The 23,875-nt window shown below is 63.6% G+C and carries 25 protein-coding genes and 1 tRNA gene; 8 read left to right on the top strand and 18 right to left on the bottom strand.

Going from position 1 to position 23,875, the window contains the following annotated elements:
• Nucleotides 1-43: 43 nt before the first annotated feature.
• Nucleotides 44-118 (bottom strand) — tRNA-Gln (locus ACZ9C1_RS01695).
• A 292-nt stretch (nt 119-410) separates the two neighbouring features.
• Between ACZ9C1_RS01695 and ACZ9C1_RS01690 the strand changes: the two genes are divergently transcribed.
• The 3 genes from ACZ9C1_RS01690 (at nt 411) to ACZ9C1_RS01680 (ending at nt 3,150) form a co-directional block, all read left to right on the top strand.
• Entirely contained in the window at nt 411-653 is a 243-nt protein-coding gene (locus tag ACZ9C1_RS01690; RefSeq protein ID WP_102684527.1) for a hypothetical protein, read from the top strand.
• Between the two features lie 106 nt (nt 654-759).
• The gene (gene zapE / locus ACZ9C1_RS01685) at nt 760-1,833 is read left to right on the top strand and encodes a cell division protein ZapE (protein ID WP_258700995.1); all 1,074 of its coding nucleotides are present in this window, start codon (nt 760-762) and stop codon (nt 1,831-1,833) included.
• A 120-nt stretch (nt 1,834-1,953) separates the two neighbouring features.
• Nucleotides 1,954-3,150 carry an MFS transporter gene (locus tag ACZ9C1_RS01680; protein ID WP_277503359.1) on the top strand — a complete coding sequence of 399 codons (1,197 nt, stop codon included), beginning with the start codon at nt 1,954-1,956 and terminating at the stop codon, nt 3,148-3,150.
• Between the two features lie 97 nt (nt 3,151-3,247).
• Here ACZ9C1_RS01680 and ACZ9C1_RS01675 read toward each other — a convergent pair whose 3' ends face one another.
• From ACZ9C1_RS01675 to ACZ9C1_RS01600, 16 genes are all read right to left on the bottom strand, one after another.
• Entirely contained in the window at nt 3,248-3,844 is a 597-nt protein-coding gene (locus ACZ9C1_RS01675) for a putative adenosine monophosphate-protein transferase Fic (protein WP_102684524.1), read from the bottom strand.
• Nucleotides 3,845-3,846: 2 nt separating this feature from the next.
• Complete coding sequence (locus ACZ9C1_RS01670; protein ID WP_102684523.1) at nt 3,847-4,014, bottom strand: YhfG family protein; 168 nt, start codon at nt 4,012-4,014, stop codon at nt 3,847-3,849.
• A gap of 77 nt (nt 4,015-4,091) precedes the next feature.
• Nucleotides 4,092-5,903 (bottom strand): ABC transporter ATP-binding protein/permease, encoded by a 1,812-nt coding sequence (locus ACZ9C1_RS01665; protein ID WP_476253460.1) that lies wholly within the window; start codon nt 5,901-5,903, stop codon nt 4,092-4,094.
• Between the two features lie 242 nt (nt 5,904-6,145).
• Nucleotides 6,146-6,349 carry a formate dehydrogenase subunit delta gene (locus tag ACZ9C1_RS01660; RefSeq protein ID WP_110698669.1) on the bottom strand — a complete coding sequence of 68 codons (204 nt, stop codon included), beginning with the start codon at nt 6,347-6,349 and terminating at the stop codon, nt 6,146-6,148.
• On the bottom strand, nt 6,346-9,222 hold the full coding sequence (gene fdhF / locus ACZ9C1_RS01655; protein ID WP_277503357.1) for a formate dehydrogenase subunit alpha: 2,877 nt from the start codon (nt 9,220-9,222) through the stop codon (nt 6,346-6,348). Before fdhF ends, ACZ9C1_RS01660 begins: the two co-directional genes overlap by 4 nt.
• Entirely contained in the window at nt 9,219-10,763 is a 1,545-nt protein-coding gene (locus tag ACZ9C1_RS01650) for a formate dehydrogenase beta subunit (RefSeq protein WP_476253459.1), read from the bottom strand. Before ACZ9C1_RS01650 ends, fdhF begins: the two co-directional genes overlap by 4 nt.
• Nucleotides 10,757-11,242, bottom strand: coding sequence for a formate dehydrogenase subunit gamma (locus tag ACZ9C1_RS01645; RefSeq protein ID WP_198753882.1), 486 nt, complete (start codon nt 11,240-11,242; stop codon nt 10,757-10,759). Before ACZ9C1_RS01645 ends, ACZ9C1_RS01650 begins: the two co-directional genes overlap by 7 nt.
• 351 nt (nt 11,243-11,593) lie before the next feature.
• Nucleotides 11,594-12,751 (bottom strand): glutathionylspermidine synthase family protein, encoded by a 1,158-nt coding sequence (locus tag ACZ9C1_RS01640; protein ID WP_457377907.1) that lies wholly within the window; start codon nt 12,749-12,751, stop codon nt 11,594-11,596.
• 2 nt (nt 12,752-12,753) lie between these two features.
• Nucleotides 12,754-13,506, bottom strand: a complete 753-nt coding sequence (locus tag ACZ9C1_RS01635) for a DUF1190 domain-containing protein (protein WP_139672193.1) — start codon at nt 13,504-13,506, stop codon at nt 12,754-12,756.
• Nucleotides 13,507-13,531: 25 nt separating this feature from the next.
• On the bottom strand, nt 13,532-13,957 hold the full coding sequence (locus ACZ9C1_RS01630) for a DUF350 domain-containing protein (protein WP_023631082.1): 426 nt from the start codon (nt 13,955-13,957) through the stop codon (nt 13,532-13,534).
• 12 nt (nt 13,958-13,969) lie between these two features.
• Nucleotides 13,970-14,626, bottom strand: a complete 657-nt coding sequence (locus ACZ9C1_RS01625; protein WP_476253458.1) for a DUF2491 family protein — start codon at nt 14,624-14,626, stop codon at nt 13,970-13,972.
• 255 nt (nt 14,627-14,881) lie between these two features.
• A complete protein-coding gene (locus ACZ9C1_RS01620) occupies nt 14,882-15,583 on the bottom strand; it encodes a PspA/IM30 family protein (RefSeq protein WP_046856319.1) in 702 nt (233 codons plus the stop codon).
• Nucleotides 15,584-15,599: 16 nt separating this feature from the next.
• The gene (locus ACZ9C1_RS01615) at nt 15,600-16,214 is read right to left on the bottom strand and encodes a YjfI family protein (protein ID WP_110698679.1); all 615 of its coding nucleotides are present in this window, start codon (nt 16,212-16,214) and stop codon (nt 15,600-15,602) included.
• Between the two features lie 107 nt (nt 16,215-16,321).
• Nucleotides 16,322-16,954, bottom strand: coding sequence for a hypothetical protein (locus ACZ9C1_RS01610; protein WP_277503352.1), 633 nt, complete (start codon nt 16,952-16,954; stop codon nt 16,322-16,324).
• An 11-nt stretch (nt 16,955-16,965) separates the two neighbouring features.
• A complete protein-coding gene (locus tag ACZ9C1_RS01605) occupies nt 16,966-17,256 on the bottom strand; it encodes a hypothetical protein (RefSeq protein WP_476253457.1) in 291 nt (96 codons plus the stop codon).
• 273 nt (nt 17,257-17,529) lie between these two features.
• Nucleotides 17,530-18,459 (bottom strand): LysR family transcriptional regulator, encoded by a 930-nt coding sequence (locus ACZ9C1_RS01600; RefSeq protein ID WP_476253456.1) that lies wholly within the window; start codon nt 18,457-18,459, stop codon nt 17,530-17,532.
• Between the two features lie 189 nt (nt 18,460-18,648).
• Between ACZ9C1_RS01600 and ACZ9C1_RS01595 the strand changes: the two genes are divergently transcribed.
• The 3 genes from ACZ9C1_RS01595 (at nt 18,649) to ACZ9C1_RS01585 (ending at nt 21,285) form a co-directional block, all read left to right on the top strand.
• Complete coding sequence (locus ACZ9C1_RS01595) at nt 18,649-19,632, top strand: DUF1852 domain-containing protein (protein WP_139673174.1); 984 nt, start codon at nt 18,649-18,651, stop codon at nt 19,630-19,632.
• Between the two features lie 26 nt (nt 19,633-19,658).
• On the top strand, nt 19,659-20,693 hold the full coding sequence (locus ACZ9C1_RS01590; protein WP_110698689.1) for a methionine synthase: 1,035 nt from the start codon (nt 19,659-19,661) through the stop codon (nt 20,691-20,693).
• Between the two features lie 85 nt (nt 20,694-20,778).
• Nucleotides 20,779-21,285 (top strand): flavin reductase family protein, encoded by a 507-nt coding sequence (locus tag ACZ9C1_RS01585; protein ID WP_111533003.1) that lies wholly within the window; start codon nt 20,779-20,781, stop codon nt 21,283-21,285.
• Between the two features lie 25 nt (nt 21,286-21,310).
• Here the strand turns inward: ACZ9C1_RS01585 and ACZ9C1_RS01580 are convergent, their stop codons facing one another.
• Nucleotides 21,311-21,886, bottom strand: coding sequence for a hypothetical protein (locus ACZ9C1_RS01580; protein WP_111533013.1), 576 nt, complete (start codon nt 21,884-21,886; stop codon nt 21,311-21,313).
• 235 nt (nt 21,887-22,121) lie between these two features.
• Between ACZ9C1_RS01580 and ACZ9C1_RS01575 the strand changes: the two genes are divergently transcribed.
• Both ACZ9C1_RS01575 and ACZ9C1_RS01570 read left to right on the top strand, forming a co-directional pair.
• Nucleotides 22,122-23,159 (top strand): sensor domain-containing diguanylate cyclase, encoded by a 1,038-nt coding sequence (locus ACZ9C1_RS01575; RefSeq protein ID WP_457377912.1) that lies wholly within the window; start codon nt 22,122-22,124, stop codon nt 23,157-23,159.
• Nucleotides 23,160-23,454: 295 nt separating this feature from the next.
• Nucleotides 23,455-23,868: a hypothetical protein gene (locus tag ACZ9C1_RS01570; RefSeq protein ID WP_457377913.1), complete on the top strand. Its 414-nt coding sequence runs from the start codon at nt 23,455-23,457 to the stop codon at nt 23,866-23,868.
• Nucleotides 23,869-23,875 lie beyond the last annotated feature (7 nt).

Below are 23,875 nucleotides of genomic sequence, written 5' to 3'. Positions count from 1 at the left end.
AAAATCGCCGAAAGGCGATTGGGAAGAGGATACAACTTTAAAATGGCAGGGGCGGCTGGATTCGAACCAACGCATGGCAGGATCAAAACCTGCTGCCTTACCGCTTGGCGACGCCCCTGTATCGGATCTGGCGAATGACTGATCACCGCCTCACTGACAACTCCCTGAGAGCTCCGTGTGTTGCTGCTCGGGAATGGCCGGCACTTTAACAACCTTTTTTCGAAGTGGGAAGCTTTTTTTTGAAAAAAACGCAGGAAAACAGCAAGTTAGTTATAGCAGCTACCTCCCGAGAGGGTTCTCGCGGCGCCTACGACAACCGCTCGTCGCAATTCCACCGCCTCGCCTCAACACAATCGCATTCCTCCATTCCAATCAGATAGAGCCCATCGGCGCATTACAAGGAGGACGCCATGCCCGTTTCCCATGACCTCTATCAGGACCTGCACTACCCACGCGAGATCGTCCAGCAGCGCCGCCAGCAGGACCCGCAGCTCGACCGCCTGCTGGACGAGTACATGGACATCGACAACCAGGTGCTGGCCGCCGAGTCGATCTCGGCAGGCAACTTTGTGGACGAAGACCTGCGCCATCTCAAGGAGCGTCGCCTGGCGGTGAAGTACATGATCGAGCGCCAGCTCGAGCACAAGACCTGAAGTATCGTATTTCACGATCATTGTCCGGCACATTCTCGATTGGTCAAAATGCCCGGCATCGCGCAAGCTGCGCCCTGCCCCAGACTCGGCCCGAGGAGCCTGCCACTTGCCCACCTGGATTCCCCCGTCCTTGCGCCAGATTGGCCAGCGCCTGCGCAGTGCCCCGGCCAAGGTTCCCACCTTGTTGGGCCACTTCCAGACAATGGCAACCGAGCGTGGCTATGCCCTGAGCGATGGGCAGCTTCAGGTGATAGAGGCGATGGCCATGCTGTTGGGCAGCCTCGACGCGGGTCCGACGCGCAGCCTGTACCTGCACGGCGCGGTCGGACGCGGCAAGAGCTGGCTGCTCGATGGCTTCTTCCAGGCCGTGCCGACGGCGGCCAAGCGCCGCCTGCATTTTCACGATTTCTTCGCCCGCCTGCACCAAGGCATGCATCACCACCGGGCGCAGGACGATGCCCTGGGGGCGACCCTCGACGCGCTGCTTGGCCACTGCCAAGTGCTGTGCTTCGACGAGTTCCACGTCCATGACATCGGCGATGCCATGCTCCTCACCCGGCTGTTCGATGCCCTGTTCGCACGAGGCGTTTCCCTGCTGGTCACGTCCAACTACGCGCCTGAGGGGTTGCTGCCCAACCCGCTGTATCACGCGCGCTTCCTGCCGGTGATCCGCCTGATCAACAGCCGCATGCAAGTGCTTGAGGTAGGGGGAGAGACCGACTTTCGCAGCCTGCCAGCCAATCGCCAACACCAGCGCTTCACCCGGGGTCGCTACGTCTGGCCAGGAGATGCAGGGCAGCGCCGGGCTCTGCAGGTGCCCGCGCCGCAGCCGGTAGGGCTGGAGGTCAACAAACGTTCCCTGAGGGCCCTGGCCAGCGAGGGGCGCCAGGTAATGTTCAGCTTCGACGATCTGTGCGAACAACCGACAGCAGTGATCGATTACCTGGCCCTGGCCGAGCGCTATGATCGCTGGATCATAGACGGCCTGGATGATCTGGCCGAGTGCTCGCTGGCGGCGCAGCAGCGCTTCGTCAACCTGGTGGATGTGCTGTACGACCAGGACCGGGAGGTGCTGGTGATCGGCAAGCAGGCCCTGGAAAAAAGCCTGGGCGGCGCCATCGCCGATCTGATGCGTACACGCAGCCGCCTGGGGCAGCTGCATCAGCAAGGGCCAGCCTGAGCGCCCCTGCTAGTGTGGTGTTTCACAAATAACGACCATAACTCGCGGCGCTTTTTGCGCTCATGCGGCGTTGAGGCCGCTATTGTCTAGAGTGAAATCGGAGCAACGCCGAGATCACCCATGAACAGTGTTCCGCACTCGCGCCGTCGCCACAGCCTCGCGCTGATCCCCCGCAGCGTCTGGGCCCTGGGTTTTGTCTCGCTACTGATGGATGTCTCTTCGGAGATGATCCACGCCCTCCTCCCGCTGTACATGGTCAGCGTGCTCGGCACCTCAGTGCTGGCCGTCGGCCTGATCGAGGGTATCGCCGAGGCAACGGCGGCGTTCACCAAGGTGTTCTCCGGGGCCCTCAGCGACCGCCTGGGCAAGCGCAAGCTGCTGACGGTGATCGGCTACGGCATGGCTGCCGTTACCAAGCCGGTGTTCCCGTTGGCCCCAGGGCTGGAATGGCTGACCGCGGCGCGTTTTCTCGACCGTGTCGGCAAGGGCATCCGCGGCGCGCCGAGGGATGCGCTGATTGCCGATGTCACGCCCGCCGAACTGCGCGGTGCAGCATTCGGCCTGCGCCAGGCGCTGGATACAGTCGGGGCCTTTTTCGGGCCATTGCTCGCGATCCTGTTGATGTGGTTGACCGCGAGCCACTTCCAGACGGTGTTCTGGGTGGCGGTAGTCCCCGCATTTATGGCGCTCTATGTGTTGATTGCCTTCGTTCGCGAACCCGACAACCCCGCAGCGACAAGTGCGCGCGCCGCTCCCCTGGCATTGCGTGAGCTGGCCCGGTTGGGCAACCGTTACTGGCGCCTGGTCATGTTGGCCACGCTGTTCACCCTGGCGCGCTTCAGCGAGGCCTTTCTGTTGCTGCGCGGTCAGGCGCTGGGCCTTGCGGCGCTGTGGGCGCCAGCCGTGCTGGTGCTGATGTCGCTGGCATATGCACTGTCGGCCTACCCCGCCGGCGCACTCTCCGACCGGATCGGGAGACAGGGTGTGTTGATGACCGGCCTGGCCCTGCTGGTAATGGCCGATCTGCTGCTGGCCTGGTTGCCGGGCCTACCCGGCCTGGTGCTGGGAGTTACCCTGTGGGGATTGCACATGGGCTTTACCCAGGGCGTGTTCAGCGCCCTGATCGCCGACAGCGCGCCCGAGGCGCTGCGCGGGACTGCGTTCGGCGTGTTCTACCTGGTGACCGGGGTGGCGTTGCTGGTAGCCAGTGTGCTGGCCGGTGGTTTGTGGGACTGGGTGGGGTACCGGGCGACGTTCATGGTGGGGGGCGGGTTCGCTCTGATCACGCTGGCCGGGCTATGGTTTACCCGACGCTAAAACTGGCAGGACCAATCTCATTGCCTGGACTGGCGCCATCGCGGGGCAAGCCCGCTCCTACGGAAATTCGCGTCAGCTTGCGCAAATCGGCCGGGCTTCACTTGATCATCGACAAACCCAGGCACCGGTCAAATATGCGTTCCAGCGCCGAGTAATCACACACAATTGCGGCAATGTTGGCCTCGATCCAGGCATCGGGTTCAACCTGCCACCAGTCGATCTGGAAACCCGCGTTGAGCAGTAAATGCTCGAACAGGATGCGCTGTGCACGCCCGTTGCCCTCTCGGAAGGGGTGGACCATATTCAGATCCCCAAAGCTCTCAGCGACTGCCTTTACCAAGGCGTCACGATCATGCCCCTCGAAAAACTGCCTCTCAGCCATCAAGGCGAAAATCTTGTCGGCTTCGGGTTTGATCCGACTCAGATTGCAAAAACGGGTCTGACCTTTAGAAATATCGAGAACACGCAGTTCGCCCGCCCAATCATAGACATCACGAAAGAGCGAACGGTGAATCTGCTTCAAGTAGGCAAGATCGTAGGGTGGAAGACTGAATTCAATCTCGCTCGCGGCCAACTCGGAGAAGTCACGCTCGGCTCTACACAGCTCATCGTCATCATGAACATCAAGCCGATTGCGCAAGACCGAGGTGCCGGCATAGCAATAAGCATCCTGCCCTACCCCGTACTTATCCAACGTCAACGCTGCTTGCGGTATTTATGCAGCAGTTCCTCCCGGGTCGGGAGTTCACGCTCGGCCGCGTCCCGAGACACGCTGAACCCCTCTAGCCTCAGGCTGGCCAGGTAGTTGGAACGACGCGTCTTGGCGCAATAAGCCTTCTTGGTTTCCAGGCTGATCCCTTTCACCTTTACACACCTTGCTGGGTGAACACACCGCGATTATAGCGGATCGCAAGCAATGCCGTGCTATGTTCCCCTACGCCCTATGCTGGCACGGCCGGCTGTTGCTCCAGGAGCGACCAGCCCCCCTGCCCGTCCACCTCCAGGCGATGGGAATGGAACGCCGCCAGGGTGCTGCGGTGCCCGACGCTGACCAGCAACGTCGCCGGCAACTGCTCACGCAGCAGCGAATACAACGCATGCTCCAGCCCTTCGTCCATCGCCGAGGTGGACTCGTCGAGGAACACCACCTGCGGCCGATTGAACAGCACCCGGGAAAACGCCAGGCGCTGCTGTTCGCCCAGCGACAAGATGCGCGACCAGTCACTCGGCTCGTCCAGTCGCTCGGCCAGGTGGGCAAGGTTGACCTGGCGCAGGGCCTGTTGCATGCGCGCATCGTCCCCAGGCTCACCCTGCGCCGGATAGGCGATGGCAGTACGCAGGTCACCCAACGGCAGGTACGGACGTTGCGAGAGGAACAGCGCCTGCGTCCCCGACGGCCGCCTGACCTCACCGTCGGCATGCGGCCACAGGCCCGCCAGGGCGCGCAGCAAGGTGGTCTTGCCGCTGCCCGATGGTCCCTTGATCAGCAGCGCCTGGCCGCTGTGCAGGTTCAGGTCGAGATCGGTGATCAGCGCGTAGCCGTCGGGCCGACGCACCTGCAAGCCATGGATACCCAGCGCATGCGCCTGGTCCACAGTGGTCACCCGTGGCAACTCACTGGCCTGCTGATTGGCATCGAGAAACCCGGTCAGACGGTCGAGGGTGGCACGATACTGGGCGAAGGTGTCGTAGGACTCACGGAAGAACGACAGTGAATCCTGCACCTGGCCGAAGGCCTGGGCGGTCTGCATCACGTCGCCGAGCTTGATCGCTCCACTGAAAAAGCGCGGCGCCTGGAGGATGAACGGGAACACCACCGCCACTTGGCTGACGCCCAGGTTGAACCCGCTGAACTTGAGGTTCCGGAATACCAGGGCCCAGGCGTTGCCGATCAAGGCGAAGAAACGCCCAAGCAAGGTGCCGCGCTCCACCTGCGCGCCCTGGTAGAAGGCGATGTTCTCGGCGTTCTCGCGCAAGCGCATGAGCGCGTAGCGGAAGTTGGCGGTAAGTTTTTCGTTGAGGAAATTCAGGCGGATCAGCGGCTGGCCGAGGCGAAAGGCGATCCAGGTGGCGATCAGCACATAGATGTAGACAGCAAACACCATCGCCCGGGGGATTTCGACGCCGGCCACGGCCAGTGGCGCCGACAGGCCCCAGAGAATGCCGGTGAACGCCACCAACGACACCACCGCGCCAACCGCCCCCAACGCCAGGGAAACGGAACCTGTGACAAAGTTGTTCACGTCCAGCTCGATACGCTGGTCGGGGTTATCCACGGGCTCTGCGAGAAACTGCCCACGGTAGTAGGCATCACCGTGCATCCAGTCGGCGGTCAGGCGCTCGGTGAGCCACACCCGCCAGCGGATGTTAAACGCCTGGGTCACATAGAAGGTGAACAGCGAACGCAGTACATGGATGGTCGCCAGCACCGCGAACACCCCGAGCATGTACCAGAACGCCGTCTGGTCCAGGGCCTGCAAGGCACTGTAGAAACCGTTGTACCAGAACGAGAACAGCACGTTCAGGCGCACCGCGAACAACGTCAGCACCAGCAGCAGGGCGAAGGTCAGCAGCGGTCGCCAGCTGCGGCGCCAACTGAAATAAGGTCCGGCCAGGTGCCAGAACTGAGCACCCCAGCGGGTGCAGCGCACCGCCAGGAAGGCGGCGACGATGAAGCAGCCAAAGGTGACCAACGAGGCGATCGCCAGCCAGCTCAGGCTCGCTTGCAGGGCCTGGTGCCAGTTCATGTCCATGGTGGGCTTCCGTCAGGGTGTTTTTGCGAGCGTAGCACCGGCTATTCGTTAACCCTGCGAACATGACGGACATTTCATCCAGGCCATGCGCTGCGCCAACATTCTAATGCTGGCGATTGGATCAGGGCGGGAGCCCGCCGGCGGTCACAGGGCACCGCTGACGCGGCGCATCGCCGGCAAGCCGGCTCCCAGAACGACCGCATCAGCCTCAAGCCATGCGCCATCCTGCGGGAGCAGGCGTGCTACGCCAGTGCCTCCCGTACCTTGGGGTCGAGCCCCTCCCCCGCGTGGGCCTCGTTCCACTCCAGTAACTGCCGGCGCATGGCCGGCGTCCAGAAGCTCTGCAGATGCTGCCTCACCCCCTGCACCGCCTTGGCATGATCCGGCTCACTGTCGAAGTAATGGGCGATCTGGTTGGCCATCTTGACCAGGTTGTCGCTGCTCATGGGCGCACCTTCGCCTTTTCCGACTGACGCCGCTCCTTGAGCAAGCGCCGCTGCTCGTCACTGAAACTCTGATAGCGCTTCTGCCATTCCGACGGCTGGAACACCTTCACCACCTCCACTGCGGTGACCTTGTATTCCGGGCAGTTGGTGGCCCAGTCGGAGTTGTCGGTGGTGATCACGTTGGCCCCGGACTCGGGGAAGTGGAACGTTGTGTACACCACCCCCGGCGCCACCCGGCTGCTGACCCTGGCGCGCAACACGCTCTGCCCGGAGCGGCTGCCCACGCCCACCCAATCGCCGTCGGCGATGCCGCGGCTCTCGGCGTCGCTGGGGTGGATCTCCAGCCGGTCCTCGTCGTGCCAGGCGACATTGCTGGTACGCCGGGTCTGCGCGCCGACGTTGTACTGGCTGAGGATGCGCCCGGTGGTCAGCAGCAGCGGGTAGCGGCTGTTGACCTTCTCGTCGGTGGGCACGTAGCCGGTGAGCATGAAGCGCCCCCTGCCGCGCACGAACTGCTCGATGTGCATGGTCGGCGTGCCGTCGGGAGCGGCGTCGTTACATGGCCACTGCAGGCTGCCGTGGCGGTCGAGTTCGGCATAGCTGACCCGGCGGAACGTCGGGGTCAGGCGGGCGATCTCGTCCATGATCTGCGATGGATGCTGGTAGTCCATGTGATAGCCCAGGGCATCGGCCAAGGCCAGGGTCGCCTCCCAGTCGGCCTTGCCGGCCAGCGGTTCCATGACCTTGCGCACCCGCGAGATACGCCGCTCGGCATTGGTGAAGGTGCCGTCCTTCTCGAGGAACGAGCTGCCGGGCAGGAACACATGGGCGAACTTGGCCGTCTCGTTGAGGAAAATGTCCTGTACCACCACGCACTCCATCGCCAACAGCGCGGCGGTGACGTGCTGGGTATTGGGGTCGCTCTGGGCGATATCCTCGCCCTGGCAGTACAGCGCCTTGAAGCTGCCATCCAGCGCGGCCTCGAACATGTTGGGTATGCGCAGGCCCGGGTCGGGCTGCAGGGTCACGCCCCAGGCCTGCTCGAACTCGGCGCGCACGCTTTCGTTGGAGATGTGCCGGTAGCCGGGCAACTCGTGGGGGAACGAACCCATGTCGCACGAGCCCTGCACGTTGTTCTGCCCGCGCAGCGGGTTCACCCCCACCCCTTCGCGGCCGATGTTGCCGGTGGCCATGGCCAGGTTGGCGATGCCCATCACCGCAGTGCTGCCCTGGCTGTGCTCGGTCACGCCCAGGCCATAGTAGATCGCAGCATTGCCGCCGGTGGCGTACAGCCGGGCGGCGGCGCGGATCTGCTCGGCGGGCACGCCGCACACCGGGCCGAGCACTTCAGGGGCATTGTCGGGCTGGGCGACGAAATCGCGCCAGCGCGCAAAATCCTCGGTTTCGCAGCGGGCATCGATGAAGCGCTGGTCGAGCAGGCCCTCGCTGACGATCACATGAGCCAGGGCGTTGAGCATGGCCACGTTGGTACCCGGACGCAGTTGCAGGTGCAGTTCGGCGCGGGCATGGGGTGAATCGACCAGATCGATGCGCCGTGGGTCGATGACGATCAGCCGCGCGCCCTGGCGCAGGCGGCGCTTGAGCTGCGAGCCGAACACCGGGTGGGCGTCGGTGGGGTTGGCGCCGATCACCAGCACCACGTCGGCCTGCATCACCGAGTCGAAGCTCTGGGTACCGGCGGACTCGCCCAGGGTCTGCTTGAGGCCATAGCCGGTAGGTGAATGGCAAACCCGCGCGCACGTGTCGACGTTATTGTTGCCGAAGGCCGTGCGCACCATTTTCTGCACCAGGTACGCCTCTTCGTTGGTGCAGCGGCTGGAGGTGATCCCACCGATGGAATCACGCCCGTACTTGAGCTGGATGCGTCGCAACTCGCTGGCGGCATAAGTGACTGCCTCATCCCAGCTGACCTCTTGCCACGGATCCTCCAGGCGTTTGCGGATCATCGGCCTGGTGATGCGGTCCGGGTGCGTGGCATAGCCCCAGGCGAAGCGTCCCTTGACACAGGCATGGCCGTGGTTGGCGCCGCCGTTCTTGTCCGGGACCATGCGCACCAGTTGGTCGCCCTTCATCTCGGCGCGGAACGAGCAGCCCACGCCGCAATAGGCACAGGTGGTGATCACCGCGCGCTCGGGCTGGCCGAGCTGGATCAGGCTTTTCTCGCTCAGGGTCGCCGTCGGGCAGGCCTGCACGCAGGCGCCGCAGGAAACGCATTCGGAGCTGAGGAAATCGTCACCGCCGGCCGCCGCCACCCGCGACTCGAAACCACGCCCGGTGATGGTCAGGGCGAAGGTGCCCTGGATGTCCTCGCAAGCGCGCACGCAGCGGCTGCAGACGATGCACTTGCTCGGCTCGTAGTCAAAGTACGGGTTGGACACGTCCTTGCCTTCGCCCAGGTGATTGGCGCCGTCGTAGCCATAGCGCACCTCGCGCAGGCCGACCTGGCCGGCGACGGTCTGCAGCTCGCAGTTACCGTTGGCCGAACAGGTCAGGCAGTCCAGCGGGTGGTCGGAGATATACAGTTCCATCACGTTGCGGCGCAGGTCGGCCAGGCGTGGCGTCTGCGTGCGCACCACCATGCCCTCGCCCACCGGGGTGGTGCAGGACGCCGGGTAACCGCGCATGCCGTCGATCTCGACCATGCACATGCGGCACGAGCCGAAGGCCTCGAGGCTGTCGGTGGCGCACAGCTTGGGGATGCTGGTGCCAAGCATGGCCGCGGCGCGCATCACCGAGGTGCCGGCGGGCACGCTGATCGAACGGCCGTCGATGACCAGGCTGACCTGCACCTCGCTGAGGCGTTGCGGGGTACCCAGGTCGAGGTCGCTGCTGGGGTCGAAGTAATTGATCATTGCGCGGCCTCCAGACCGAAATCGGCGGGGAAATGCTTGAGGGCGCTGGCCACCGGGTACGGGGTCATCCCGCCCATGGCGCACAGCGAGCCGTACTGCATCGTGTCGCACAGGTCGCGCAGCAACCCCGCCTGGCTTTCGCGGTAGGCCGGGTCGGTGCTGGCGATCAGCCGGTCGACCACTTCCACGCCGCGGGTCGAACCGATCCGGCACGGCGTGCACTTGCCGCAGGATTCTTCGGCGCAGAACTGCAGGGCGAAGCGGGCCATGCCGGCCATGTTCAGGGTGTCGTCGGCCAGTACCACGCCGCCATGGCCGAGCATCGCGCCAATGGCAGCGAAGGCCTCGTAGTCCAACGGCGTGTCGAACTGTTCAGGCGGCACCCAGGCACCCAGCGGGCCGCCGACCTGCGCTGCCTTGATCGGCCGGCCACTGGCGGTGCCGCCACCGTAGCCATCCACCAACTCGCGCAGGGTCAGGCCGAAAGCGCGCTCCACCAGCCCGCCATGGCGGATATTGCCGGCCAGCTGGAACGGCAGGGTGCCGAGCGAGCGGCCCATGCCGAAATCGCGGTAATAGGCCGCGCCCTTGGCCAGGATGATCGGTACCGAGGCCAGGGTGAGCACGTTGTGCACCAGCGTCGGTTGACCGAACAGGCCCTCCAGCGCCGGCAACGGGGGTTTTGCGCGGACGATGCCGCGCTTGCCCTCCAGGGATTCGAGCAGCGCGGTTTCCTCGCCACAGATATAGGCTCCCGCGCCGACCCGCACCTCCAGGTCGAAGGCCACGCCGCTGCCGGCGACATCCAGGTAACCGGCCTCGCGGGCCAGCATGATCGCCTCGTTGAGCGCGCGCACGGCATCGGGGTACTCCGAGCGCACATAGATGTAGCCCTTGCTCGCCCCCACGGCGAGGCCGGCGATGATCATGCCCTCGATCAGCAGGAACGGGTCGCCCTCCATCAGCATGCGGTCGGCGAAGGTACCGGAGTCACCCTCGTCGGCGTTGCACACCACGTACTTCTGCCCGGCCGGCGCCTGGCGCACGGTGCGCCACTTGATGCCCGCCGGGAAGGCCGCGCCACCTCGGCCACGCAGGCCCGAATCGAGCACTGCCGCGACCACTTCGTCGCCGTCCAGCAGGGTGGCCTGGCGCAGCCCCTCGAAGCCACCGTTGGCGTGATAGTCATCCAGCGACAGCGGCCGGGTGATGCCGGCGCGGGCGAACAACAGGCGCTGCTGGGTTTTCAGGTAGGGAATGTCCTCGACCGGCCCCAGCGCCAGCGCATGGCCGGCGTGGTCGCCCGCCAGGGCATCGAGCAAACCGGGGACATCCTCGGGCGCTACCGGCCCGAAGCCCAGCCGGCCTTGCGCGGTGTCCAGTTCCACCAGCGGCTCCAGCCAATACAGGCCACGGGAGCTGGTGCGCTTGATGCGTATCGGCAGGTTGCGCTGCCCCGCCTCGCGGGCCACCGCATCGGCTACTTGGTCGGCACCGACCGCACGGGCCAGCGAATCACAGGAGATGCACAGGTTCAACATGCCTTCACCTCCTCTCGGCAGCTCGCCACCAGCGCCCGCAGGCGCTCCGGGGTAACGCGGGCGTGGAGCTGGCCATCGAGCTCCAACGCCGGCGAGCAGGCACAGGCACCCAGGCAGTACACCGGGCGCAGGTCGAGCGCACCGTCTTCGCTGCGGCCGTGGTCATCCAGCCCGAGCTGCTCGCGCAATTGCGCGGCCAGCGCCTCGGCGCCACGGCTCTGGCAGGACTCGGCGCGGCACAGGCGCAGGGTATGGCGGGCCGGCGGCGTGGTACGGAAATCGTGGTAGAAGCTGAGCACCCCGCGCACCTCGGCCTGGCTGAGGTTGAGGGCATGGGCGATCTCGGTGACGGCGATGTCAGGGATGTAGCCGGCGCCGGTCTGGATGGCGTGGAGAATCGGCAACAAGGCGCCGGGGGTGTCCTTTTCACGGGCCAGGACACGCTGGATCAACGGCAGGTGGTTCAACTCATCAGGCATACAGCAGACCTCGGCAACCCGGCCCGACCCTGATCGCGGGCCAGTGTCCGGCGGTGTTCAGCTGTGGTGCGCCGGCCGCGTCACGGTGGCGGCAGGCCAGGCACCCTCCTTGCCTGTGGCCATGCGTCTTGCTGCGCGCGGTCCACGGGCATCCTCAGAGCATGGCAGCTATTGCGCGAAGAGGTTGTGCGCGGGCGACCCGGCGCGTCCTGAAACCGACCATTGAAGGGGCCGCTCCGCGCCCCATCGCCGGCAAGCCGGCTCCCACAGGGATAGCTGACGCGCTCAGTGTGGGAACCGGCTTGCCGGCGATGGGGCGCGGAGCGGCCCCCGCATAGACAGCCCTGACACTCAGTCCACGACCACATGCGGCAGGAACCGCGAGCTGTCCTTGGTGATCAGGGTGTCGTCTTCACGAATGCCGATCCCCGAGGCCAGATCACCGACTACCCACGAGCCGATCAGGGTGTAGCTGTCACCGAACTTCGGCAAAGGCGCAAAGCCTTGCAGGATATAGGGTGCATCGTCGTAGGGCCCGTCCTCGAACACCCGCTGGTCATCGGTGGTGCGGATATCCACGTTGGCCCCCTCGCGGGAGAAGTACGGCTTGCGCACCCAGCCCTTGGGCACCGGCCGCCGGGGGTCTTCGTCGAGGAAGGCCGGCAACAGGTTCGGGTGGCCCTCATGCCATTCCCACAACAACGGCAGGATGCCCTTGTTGGAGATCAGCGACTTCCACGCTGGCTCGACGAACTGGGTATCGCAATCGGCGATGGCCTGGCCGAAGTCCTCGTGGAAGATATGCTCCCAGGCGTGCAGCTTGAACAGGCGCGGGATCGGTCGGCCTTCGAGGTCGACGAAACGCCCCTCGTCGTTCAGACCGATATCCTCCAGGTCGATATGCCGCGTACTGATACCCACGTGCCCAGCCATCTTGCGCAGGAAATCCGTGGTGCCGCGGTCCTCGATCGAACCGCCGATGGCCGAGAAGTAGAACGGGCTTTCACGTTCGAAGGCGGCGAAAGCCCGCACCAGGTCTTCAGCCAGGGTGTTGAACTGGCTGGCATGGGTCGGCAGCACGCCGCGCTCGATCTGCTGCTCAAGCCAGATCAGCTGGAACGCCGCGGCTTCGTACAGCGAGGTCGGCGTGTCGTAGTTGGCCTCGATCAGCTTGGCCGGGCCCGTGCCGTTGTAACTGAAGTCGAAACGCCCGTAGAGGTGTGGATGCCCCTCCTTCCACGAACGACGCACCAGGTCGAAGAACGCCGGCGGGATCGCCAGGCGGGTCATCAGCGCTTCGCTGTCGACGATGCGCGCCACCGCGTCCAGGCACATCGCGTGCAGCTCCTGGGTGGGCGCCTCCAGGTCACGGCTGACCTGGGCCTCACTGAACTGGTAGTAACCGCGCTCGTCCCAGTAGCGCTCACCGTCGATGGTGTGGAAGGCGAAGCCCTCACGCTCGGCGGTGGCGCGCCAGTCCGGGCGTTCGTCGCAGTGGACCTTGCGCATGCTCAACCACCGAAACTGAAGCCGCCGCTGCTCTTGCCGCCCCAGCCGCTGCGCGCAGTGGCCTGGCTGCCGAAGCCGCCACGGGAGATCGACGAGGACACGCTGGAGCGGGTCGAGGTGCTGGACTTGTAGCTGCGGCCACTGGAGCTGCCGGAGTAGTAGCTGGAATAGCTGCCACCGCTCTGCTGGGCCTGGTCGGAGCGCTCGAAGCGCTTGCCCTGGTCGATCTGCTGGCCGAGCGTGGTGTTGCGGTATCCACCGTTGCTATCACGGTACTGGTAGACCGGCTGCGAGTAGTACTGGCGATTGCCGCCACTGAGCACCTGGCCGAGCAGCAGGCCGGTAAGCAGGCCGTTGAAGTTGCTGCCACCGCTGCTGGCCTGGCCGCTGTTCTCGACCTGGGCGCGGGCTGCGTCGACCTGCGACTGGCTCACCTCACCCGACACCGCCAGCTCGAAACCGCCGAGGCGCGGCATGTAGCGGTTATCGCTGGTAACCTGGCAGTAGTCCGGCACGAAGTCGGCCTCGCAGGCGGCCTTGTCGCCGTAGGTCGGGGCGATGCGGCGGTGGTCGGCCAACGCCTGCATGTAGGCGTCGGAACACACGTCCACCGGCATCTTGTCATCGACACAGGCCTGGACGGTGGTGTAGTTGCTGCGCTTGCTGACCGTGTAGGTCTCCTCGGGCGCGCTGCACGCGGTGAGCGCCAGCGGCAGGGAACTGGCCAGCACCAGCTTGACGGAACTGCGTCTCATGTATGGCTCCTTGCGCGCAAACGGCTCAGACCGACGGGGTCATGCAGGCCGAATTGAGGAAGCCCACGCTGATCGCCACGGCGGCGGCGTAGATCGCGGCGGCCATCTCGCCCTTGGCGATGCGGCTGGCCAAGCCCTTGAGCACCAGGCTGGTGATCCCGAAGGCGAGCAGTTGCACCACGGCGGCGATCACCACCCAGACCACAAAGTCGAGCAGGCTGACGCTGTAGGCGATGATGTTGCTGGCCGGCAGCGAGAAACCGATCAGCGCACCGCCCAGGGCGATGGCCGCAGCGCTGTTGTTGTCGCGGATCAGGGCGAATTCGCGGTGCGGGGTAAGGTGCGTATAGATGAACTGGAACAGCCAGAACAGCACCAGCGCCACGCTGATGTAGAGAATGAAGCCGATCACTGCCTGGGCGTTGAGCGACATGCGAAGTGCGTCGAGCATGGTGAATCCTTGTCAGATGACGTTGAAGTCCGTTGATTGCAGGGTGACACCCACCGAAGTGGTCAGGCTGACATTGCCTTCCTCGTCTTCCTCCACCGACAGCAGGAGGAATTCGCGGCGGTCGGTCAGGCCGGTTTCGCGGGCATACAGCATCGACAGGTGCTGGATGCGGTAGCTGGTCTCGGGGCTGGTGACCCACTCGCTGATAGGCGTGAGCTCGGTCTGTCCCTCTTCGCTGCCCCACTGGCGAACGAACTCGTAGCCTTCGTGCTCGTAGTACGGCAGGCCGATGTTCGACTCGGGGCCGACCAGGCGTTTGAGTTCGGCGTCGCTGGTGACCGGCACCACGCTGTAATAACCGAACAGGATGATGTCACGGACATCGTCAGCGGACGCGCCGTTCATCACCACCTGCAGCCAGTAGTCCTCGTCTTCCATATAGAAGCGCGCCAGGCGCACCGACTGGCCGAGGTCGACTTCACCGACCGCCCAGACCACTTCCTGCTCGGGGACCTCCAGCTCGGAATGCCCGTCGAGCAGCAGTTTGAGCGAGCGATCGAGCTTGAGCATGCGCCCGCTGCCCAGGCCGAATGGCAGATTACCTTGGGCCTGACTGCCGGCGGCAGGTCTGGGGGCTTCGAAGCCCATGAAGCGTTTCAACCAACCCACGGGGCATCTCCTGGGTGAGAAGGGGACGGAACAGGAGCCAATCGCGGAGCTGTAGCGAACAGGCTGGGCCTGTCGGGAGAAGGCGACATTGAAAATCCCTTGGGTCGCGGCAGTCCTTTGGCGGGGGCGACACGATACTGCTTTTCGTGCGCCCCGCCAACGGGTCTGCAGCAGGGTTTTGCGCCAGCCGGGCCGGCTCCATCGCGGGGCAAGCCCGCTCCCACGGGCCCACGATAGGCCGGCCCGGTCAACGAATCACTCCGCCGGCTTGGCCGCCTTGGCCTTCAAGCGTGCCAGCACATCGTCGGCACCACTGTTGCTGGCGCCGATCCCGGCCGACTTCAGGCGTGCTTCCAGATCGCTGCCGTCAGCCTTGCCTGCCAGTTCCGCCGCCGCTTCCAGCTCGGCGGCACGCTCGGTCTGGCGCTTCTTGATGCGGTCCAGCGAGCCGACCGCTGTTTCCAGGCTGCCATTGGCGCCGCCGGTGGCCGAGGCCGCACTGACCTGGGCACGCTGCACGCTCTCGCGGGCCTTGACCAGGTCCACCTGCTGCTTGAGGCCCTTGATCTGCGCCTCGGTCTTGCTCACGGTGGCGGTCAGGGTCGTCACCGAGGCACCGAACTGGTCGGCCAGCGCCTGCTCGCTGTCACGCTGGTTGGTCAGGTCAGCGATGCGCGCCGCGCATTCGTGAGCCAGGCCTTCCTCGCCCTTGTCCAGCGCGGCAATGGCCTTCTGCTCCCAGTCGCCGATGGTCTTGTCGAACTCGGTGATGCGCTGCTGCGCGGTCTTGTGCTTGGCCATGATCTTGACCAACTGGTTGCGCGCATCGATCAGGTTGTTGTCCGCGTCGCGGATCTCCTGGTCGAGGATGCGCAGGGCCTGGGAGTCGACGATCGCCTCACCGACTTCCGAAGCGCCGCCACGCAGGGCGGTGACGATCTTTCTCAACAAACTCATGGTGCAATCTCCGGAATCAGTGGGTGAAGTAGTCTTCAAAATCTTCGGCGGCGGTGATGACGTTGTCGGCCAGGGTGTGGATCTCCTGGACGATGTTGTCCAGCGACGAAGCCGCGCTCAGGGCGCCGAACATGGTGTACACCGACTCGCCCGACGGCAGTGTGTGCAGGCCGATCGACGACAGCGGGAACACGTCGCGGGTGCGCAGCACCGCATCGTTGAATGCAGCGCGGTCTTTCACCTGGCTGGCTTCCACCAGCAGCGTATCGACCAGGATCTGCTCACCGGCCACGGCGATGTACAGCGGCAGACCGTCCAGTTCGTTCATCACCAGCTTGAGGCTGGGCTCGGCGCCCTGTTGCAAGGACAGGCCGATCGACTCGTCACGCACCTCGTCCAGGCCTTGCAGGGCGCCGTGCAGCGTTTCGATCGTCCAGTGGGTGTGCTCGGTCATGAAATCCTCCGTTCTGACCTGTTTGCCCGCGTGGGGCTGACGTAAAGCCTTCTCGATGCCGCGCAGGGCGGCGGCGTGCTCGGGCAGGATCCACAGCTCACGCTTGACCAGGCCCGCGGCCTTGAGCCGGGCGCGCATGTCACGCATGTAGTCGGTGGAGCTTTTCTTGCCTGCCATCGAAGGGGGTATCCTTGTCTCACATGTGATGCACGTTACGCCTGGATCACGAGCTGCGCAAGCATCACATGTGAGGAGCAATGTCCGCACGGTGCGCCCGCTCCAACCTACCCCGCCACTCGCGTCAGCCGCTGCAGCGCCTCGATCACCTGCGGATCACGCGCCTCGAGCACATCCACCTGGATTCTTGCGATCACCGCCTTGAGCAGCTCGGTCTGACTCATCCGGGTTTGCCCCAGCAGCGTCAGGAAATCCTCGGCCATGTGCGGGTTGACCTTCATCGACAGCCGCCGCGTGGCCCCTGACGCCTGCAACCCCCTCTGACGCCGCTGCGCATCGAGTGCCTGGACGAAGGCCTCGTGGCCGGGTTGCAGACCCGCCCCCTGGCTGGCCTGCACCAGCCAATGGAAATAATGGGCGAGGAACAGCTTGCGCAGGTGTGCCCCCGCCTCGCTGCTGACCGCTTGCATCGCCGCGTCGAGCACATCGAGATACACCGCCGGCAGCCGCGCCTCGATGGACTTGAGCTGCTGCTTGCGCGCCTCGCGGATTGCCGGAGTGGACTGCGGCGGGATGGCCACCACCGTATCGCAGCCATCGCACACGCCCACCAGGATGTCCCGCGCCACGCCCAGGCCGTCACTGAAAGGCACGTCGCGCCGGGTGTAATGCATGGCGACCAATGCCTGGCAACGCTCGCACAGGGCCTGGCCGGTGTCGCCCTCGAACAGGATATTCATGCTTGGGTTACTCATTGGTGAACACTGATGAACCACGTCTGCGGCTCGATGAAATAGAACTTGATGTACCAGCCGGAGCGCCTGAGCACATGGACTTCGATGGCTGGCACGGCATGGTGTGGGCTGCAGCTGTAGTGAGTGCCATTGCAAGCACGGATGACCTCGATGACATCGCCCGCACTGACCGCGCCAAGGGCCAACAGGTTCTTTATCTCGATATCGCCCCGCGCTGCATGCAGGTACCTCCCGGATTCGAGCGCGGCAATCACCGCGCTCTTGGCTGCCTTGAAGCCTTTTGGCATGACCCCTCCCTGGGATTACGAAAATCATCGTACATTTTTCTGGCCAAATCCAGCTTGCGCTGCGACTCAGTCGACCAACGGCGCTGTCGCGCACCGATGAAGCCTGGGCATGAACTATGGCCGCGGGCGCGCAAGTGTGTGGCCTGGATGTGTAACCGGCGCTTTCGGGGAAATACAGCGTGTTTCGCGCGATCCCTGCCGACTCGATGATGCCCCGCTGATCCGTGCGCCTCGATTGCCAGGTAAATGCGCCGCGATAGCTGGGGCTGGCTATCAAACGGCGATCCCGGAAACAGCATTGACGCCTTCCAGCGTCGCGAAGGACATATCCTTTGCCGTGAGCAGGAAGTCGCTTACATAAGGCACTTCGAGCATGTCGCTGCGGACCGCCGCATACAGTTTTGCCTGCAGTCCCATCTCCCCCAGTCGCTTGGTGGTCACGTAACCGCGCGAGCTGTATTCATGCACGGCCCAGTTCGGCAGGCAGCACACACCGCGGCCGCTGGCCACCAGTTGCATCATCATGATCGTCAGCTCCGAGGTGCGTACTTGCGCCGGCTCGATGTCGGCCGGGTCAAGGAAGCGGGTGAAGATGTCCAGCCTGTTGCGCTCGATCGGGTAGGTGATCAGCGTCTGGCTGGCAATATCGGCGGGCTCGAGGTACGGCCTTGCGCACAAGGCGTGGTGATTGTCGATGGCCAGCAGTGCCTCATAGCCGAACAGTGGCACGTAGCTGATCCCCGGCAGTTTCATCGGGTCGGACGTCACCACCAGGTCCAGATCGCCCCGCTCCAACGCTGGCAGTGGCGCGAATGAAAACCCCGACGCCAGGTCCAGCTCGACCTCCGGCCAGGCACCGCGAAATTCGTCCACCGTCGGCATCAGCCATTGATAGCAGCTGTGGCACTCGATCGCGATATGCAGCCGCCCAGCCGTACCGCCCGCCAGCTTGCCCAGGTCCCGCTCGGTGGCGCGGATCTGCGGCAGCACCTGCTCGGCCAGTTCCAGCAGCTTGAGACCGGCGCTGGTAAAGCGCACCGGCTTGGACTTGCGCACGAACAGCGGCATGCCAATCCGGTCCTCCAGCTCGCGGAACTGGTGCGACAGCGCCGACTGGGTCAAGTGCAGCCGCTCGGCGGCTTCGTACAGGCTGTCGGTTTCGCGCAAGGCATGGATGGTGCGCAGGTGCCTCAGATCGATCATGAGAAAAACTACACTTGTATGCAAAAAAAATGAGTTTGTCTCATGACGAGCTGATCTTTGACAATCCCCCCATCGATTTTGCGTAAGCGAAAAAGGCAGCCTGGCATGGCGCGTCCGTCTTGGCGGCAGCCATGCATCTCAACCCTGGCCTTTCTTGCCTCGCTTCAGACATCAGGGTACACGACCACCATGAATAACGAGTTTGCATTCACCCTCAAGCGTATTTGTTTCGATGAGCACTACCAGCCTTCGGACAAGACCCGCACCACCACCAACTTTGCCAACCTGGCCAGGGGCAAGAGCCGCCAGGAGAATCTGCGCAATACCTTGAGGATGATCGACAACCGCTTCAATGCCTTGGCGCACTGGGATAACCCCAAAGGCGACCGCTACACGGTCGAGCTCGACATCATTTCAGTGGAAATGGATATCGGCTTCTCGGGCACTGCCCCTGCCCTGCCCTTGATTGAAATATTGAAAACGACGGTGGTCGATCGACAAACCAACGAGCGTATCGACGGCATGGTCGGGAATAATTTTTCCTCGTACGTGCGCGATTACGATTTCAGCGTGCTGCTGCAGGGGCACAACAAGGATCGGCAAACCTTCAGCACACCCGATGATTTCGGAGACCTGCACGGAAAACTGTTCAAGTGCTTCGTGAGTTCGAGCGCCTACAAGGAGCATTTCAGCAAGCCCCCCGTCATCTGCCTGAGCGTCTCGAGCAGCAAGGTTTATCACCGCACGGAAAACCAGCACCCGGTCCTGGGCGTTGAATACCTGCAGGCTGAATACTCGCTGACCGATGAGTACTTCAAGAAGATGGGTTTGAAGGTGCGCTACTTCATGCCGCCCAACAGTGCCGCGCCGCTGGCGTTCTATTTTGCCGGCGATTTGCTGGGCGACTACACCAACCTGGAACTGATCAGCACCATCAGCACGATGGACACCTTCCAGAAAATCTACCGGCCTGAAATCTACAACGCGAACTCCGCCGCCGGCAAAACCTACCAGCCCAGCTTGCACCACCAGGACTACTCGTTGACGCGCATCGTTTACGACCGCGAAGAGCGCAGCCGGCTGGCTGTCGAACAGGGGAAGTTTGCGCAAGAGCATTTCATCAAGCCCTACCAGGCGATCCTCGAGCAGTGGTCCGCCCGTTGCGCGCTTTGACTCAACCAGACACAAGGTTTTCCAGTATGAAAAAGCTGTTACCCACCTCCACTGCCGGCAGCCTGCCCAAACCCGCCTGGCTCGCCGAGCCCGAGAAGCTCTGGTCGCCATGGAAGTTGGAGGGTGATGAACTGGTCGAGGGCAAGCAAGACGCGCTGCGCTTGTCCTTGCAAGAGCAACAGCACGCCGGCATCGATATCGTCAGCGATGGCGAACAGACACGTCAGCATTTCGTCACGACCTTTATCGAACACCTCGACGGTGTCGATTTCGAGAAGCGCGAGACTGTCAGAATCCGCGATCGCTACGATGCCAGCGTGCCGACGGTCGTAGGCGCTGTTGCTCGCCGCAAGCCTGTGTTCGTCGATGACGCCAGGTTCTTGCGTCAACACACCTCGCAACCCATCAAGTGGGCGCTGCCAGGCCCCATGACGATGATCGACACACTGTATGACGCCCACTACAAAAGCCGCGAAAAACTGGCCTGGGAATTCGCCAAGATCCTCAACCAGGAAGCCCGCGAACTCGAAGCGGCGGGTGTCGACATCATCCAGTTCGACGAACCCGCCTTCAACGTGTTCTTCGACGAGGTCAATGACTGGGGCGTGGCCACCCTGGAGCGCGCCATCGAAGGGCTCAAGTGCGAAACCGCCGTGCACATTTGCTACGGCTACGGCATCAAGGCCAACACCGACTGGAAAAAGACCCTCGGCTCGGAATGGCGCCAATACGAAGAAGCCTTCCCCAAGCTGCAGAAATCCAGCATCGATATCGTCTCGCTGGAGTGCCACAACTCCCACGTGCCGATGGACCTGATCGAGCTTATCCGTGGCAAGAAAGTGATGGTTGGCGCCATCGATGTCGCCAACCACGCCATTGAAACCCCCGAGGAAGTTGCCAATACCCTGCGCAAGGCCCTGCAGTTCGTCGACGCCGACAAGCTCTACCCTTGCACCAACTGCGGGATGGCGCCCCTGCCGCGCCAGGTAGCAAGAGGCAAGCTCAATGCGTTGAGTGCGGGCGCGGAGATTGTTCGCAGGGAACTGGCAAACCAGCGCTGAGCCCAGGTCGGAGGTAACAGGCGAAGGCCCGGACAGATGCGGGCCTTCCCACACCTTCGAGCGGCACCCACACCCAGGACCTACTATGTCACTCCCTATCGAGCCATCGAGCTTTCGCGAAGCGCTCGGGCACTACGCCTCCGGTATCACGGTCATTACATCGCACACCGATGACGAGCCGATCGGCTTCACTTGCCAGTCGTTCTACAGCGTGTCGATGAACCCGCCACTGGTGTCATTCAGCGTGATGGCCAGTTCGGCCAGCTACCCCAGGATTCGCCAGGCCGGCCGCTTCGCGGTCAACATCCTGGCGGGTGAGCAGATCGAGATTTCCAACCAGTTCGCGCGGCGCGGCACGGACAAGTGGCACAAGGTGCAATGGCAACCGTCACCGCTGGGCAATCCGATCATTACCGGTAGCCTGCACTGGATCGATTGCGAGATTCACGCTGAACACGCCGCGGGCGATCACCTGATCGTCATCGGTGAAGTGAAGGCGTTGAACCTGCAGCAAACCACGTCCTCGCAGCCTTTGCTGTATTTCAAGGGGCAGTATTGCAACCTCGCGGCACAGGGTGCGACGAGCGCCTGACGCTATCGCCAACAAGCCATGGCCATCAGAACAGCCCACCCATGGTCAACGCCAGGCCACCGCCCGCCTGCACGCCGATGTTGAACCCGGCGGAGAAGATCACGCCCTTGGCCGAGCGCAGCAGGCGCGGCAAGGTTTCCTGCGGCAGGAACGCGCCGCCGCCACCAATCGCGGCGGTACCCAGGACCAATAGCTTGGGATCCAGGCCGAACAGCACGCCCGAGCCGCTGCCACCGCCAACCAGGCCCAGCCCGCCTTCGAGGAACACGCACCCGCCCTTGAAGTCGTCGCGCACCAGGCCCCGGGCCGCGACCGATTCGGCCACCAGCACCGTGCCGACCGCCGGGAAGTCTTCATTGGCGCCGACCGCACCCACGCTCTTGCCCGCCACCAGCAAGTTGATCTTGCCTACCCGCGGCAAGCGTGCGCCTACGCCAACACCGACCCCGAGCGAGCCATAGCGAAACTGCTGCTCGGCCTGGTTGGGATCGGTCAGGGTCAGCAAGCCACCGTTGGCGGCGGCAAACATCACCGTCAACCCACCCCCGCTGGCAGTCTTGTATTTCCAGTCGCTGACACTCAGCGGCAATGTGATCTGCATGTGCACCTCCGTGTAGTGGCAGCGCCATTCGACGCCGGCCAATCCCTGTGTCCAGACCGACAGCAGCATAGCAACCCGCGCATAGCCAGCCCCATAGCGCCAATGAGCTATTGCCAAACCGCCACAAGGCGCCAGCCCATACGGATGACGAGCCGATAGGCGTCACTCGCCAGTGGTGAAGCTTGTCTAAAGTAGTTCCCATCACGGACCCTGCCCATGGAATGGAGAAGCAAAGATGCCGGCTTGCCCGATCCCCACCGACGAAGCGCTGCGCCAACGCGCCCTCGACGAGATGAACCTGGTCGATACGCCCGCCGAGCATTACCTCGATACCCTGGTGCGGCTCACCCAGGACCTGGCGCACGTGGACACCGTGCTGATCAGCCTGATCGACCAAGACCGTCAGTGGTTCAAGGCCAGGATCGGGCTGGACGCCAGCGAGACCCCGCGCGACATGTCCTTCTGCGGGTACGCCATTCTCGATGACGACACCTTGCTGGTGCCGGATGCCACGCAAGACCCGCGATTCGTCGACAATCCTCTGGTGCTGAATCCGCCCTATATCCGCTTTTACGCCGGACATCCGCTGCGTGCCGGAAACGGCAAGGCCATCGGTACGTTGTGCATGTTCGACCCTCGACCGCGCCAGCTGAACGAGATCCAGCAGGCGAATTTCAAGGACCTGGCCACACTTGCGGAGGGCTATCTGCGACTGCGCAGCCTGATCCAGACCAATCGCGACCTGCGCCTGGAGATGGACCGCGAACAGCGCAAAGCGCTGCTCGACCCCTTGACCCAGCTGTGGAACCGCGGGGCGTTGGCCGCCTTCCATGACCGTGAGCGGCGCCTGGCCCAAGAGCGAGGCCTGCAGTTGGGGGCGATTTATGCGGACCTGGACCACTTCAAGGCCGTCAACGACCAGCATGGCCACGCGGCCGGCGACCTGGTGCTGTGCGAGTGCGCCCGCCGCCTGCGCGCCGCGCTTCGCCCCGATGACCTGCTGGTGCGCCAGGGTGGCGAGGAATTCGTTGCCTTGCTGCCGATCAAGGACAGCGCGGAACTGAACAGGATCGCGCAACGAGTGCGTCAGCTGATCGGCACCCAGCCGGTGCAGCTGGCCAGCGGCCCGCTGCGGGTAAGCCTCAGCGCAGGGTGCACCCTGTTTGCCGAGGGGGAAGCGCTCGAAGACGCGCTGAGACGCGCCGACAGCGGGCTGTACGCCGCGAAGCAAGGGGGGCGGGATCAGGTGGTCTATGTGCCGGGCGCGTTTTGAACGGGGTGGATTGTGCATTCCAATCGACTGATACTTCTCATCCAGAAGCGAACGTTTGATCAGGCAAGGAGAAAACAGGCGAGAAGCGTTAGGAGTCGCGCCTGGCCTTGCTGATTGCGCATGAAAATTCCGAACTTGTTTTCACCGCCGCATGACCGTCGTGCAGGCACTTTCGTACAAAGACCTCGCCTGGCCTTCGGATATCCTTTCCATACCTTGGACACGGCTGGCCTCATGCCTGCTAGCGGTCCGACCAGGCCAAAATGTCAAGGGCAATGTGCTAGGATCGGAAAATATGGAGAATATCGTTGTGACGAACAGATCTGAAGCCGGGCTTGCCCGTCGTGCCGCTACCAGAAAAAAATACCTCCTGCTGAAAGGCGGGAGACTGGAAGCGTTGCGCATTACTGCTGACGATCTCGTTGAAGATCTCGCAACGAAAACCCTATCTGGCGGTACCTGGGTTAACGTCAAGATTCACGGCAGGAATCGCCCCGCAAGAGCGCCGCACCTCTCCGAGGTTGAACGAGATCTGTCAGAACTGAAAAAGCTTGTCGCTGCCCTGGCTGTCCGTTCCGTTGCGCATGCGGAAGTCACTAGTGTTGATCGCTCAGGCATGACGGTTCTCGACGCTGAGGCAGCCGAGCAGATGCTCGATATTCCCCCTGAGCCCACCGAAACGCTTCGTAACTTGCTCGCACTGCGCTGAGGGGCAT

The sequence above is a fragment of the Pseudomonas sp. TE21435 genome, from assembly GCF_056279265.1.
Note: the sequence above shows the minus strand (reverse complement) of the source record. Positions and strands in the feature narration are given on the sequence as shown.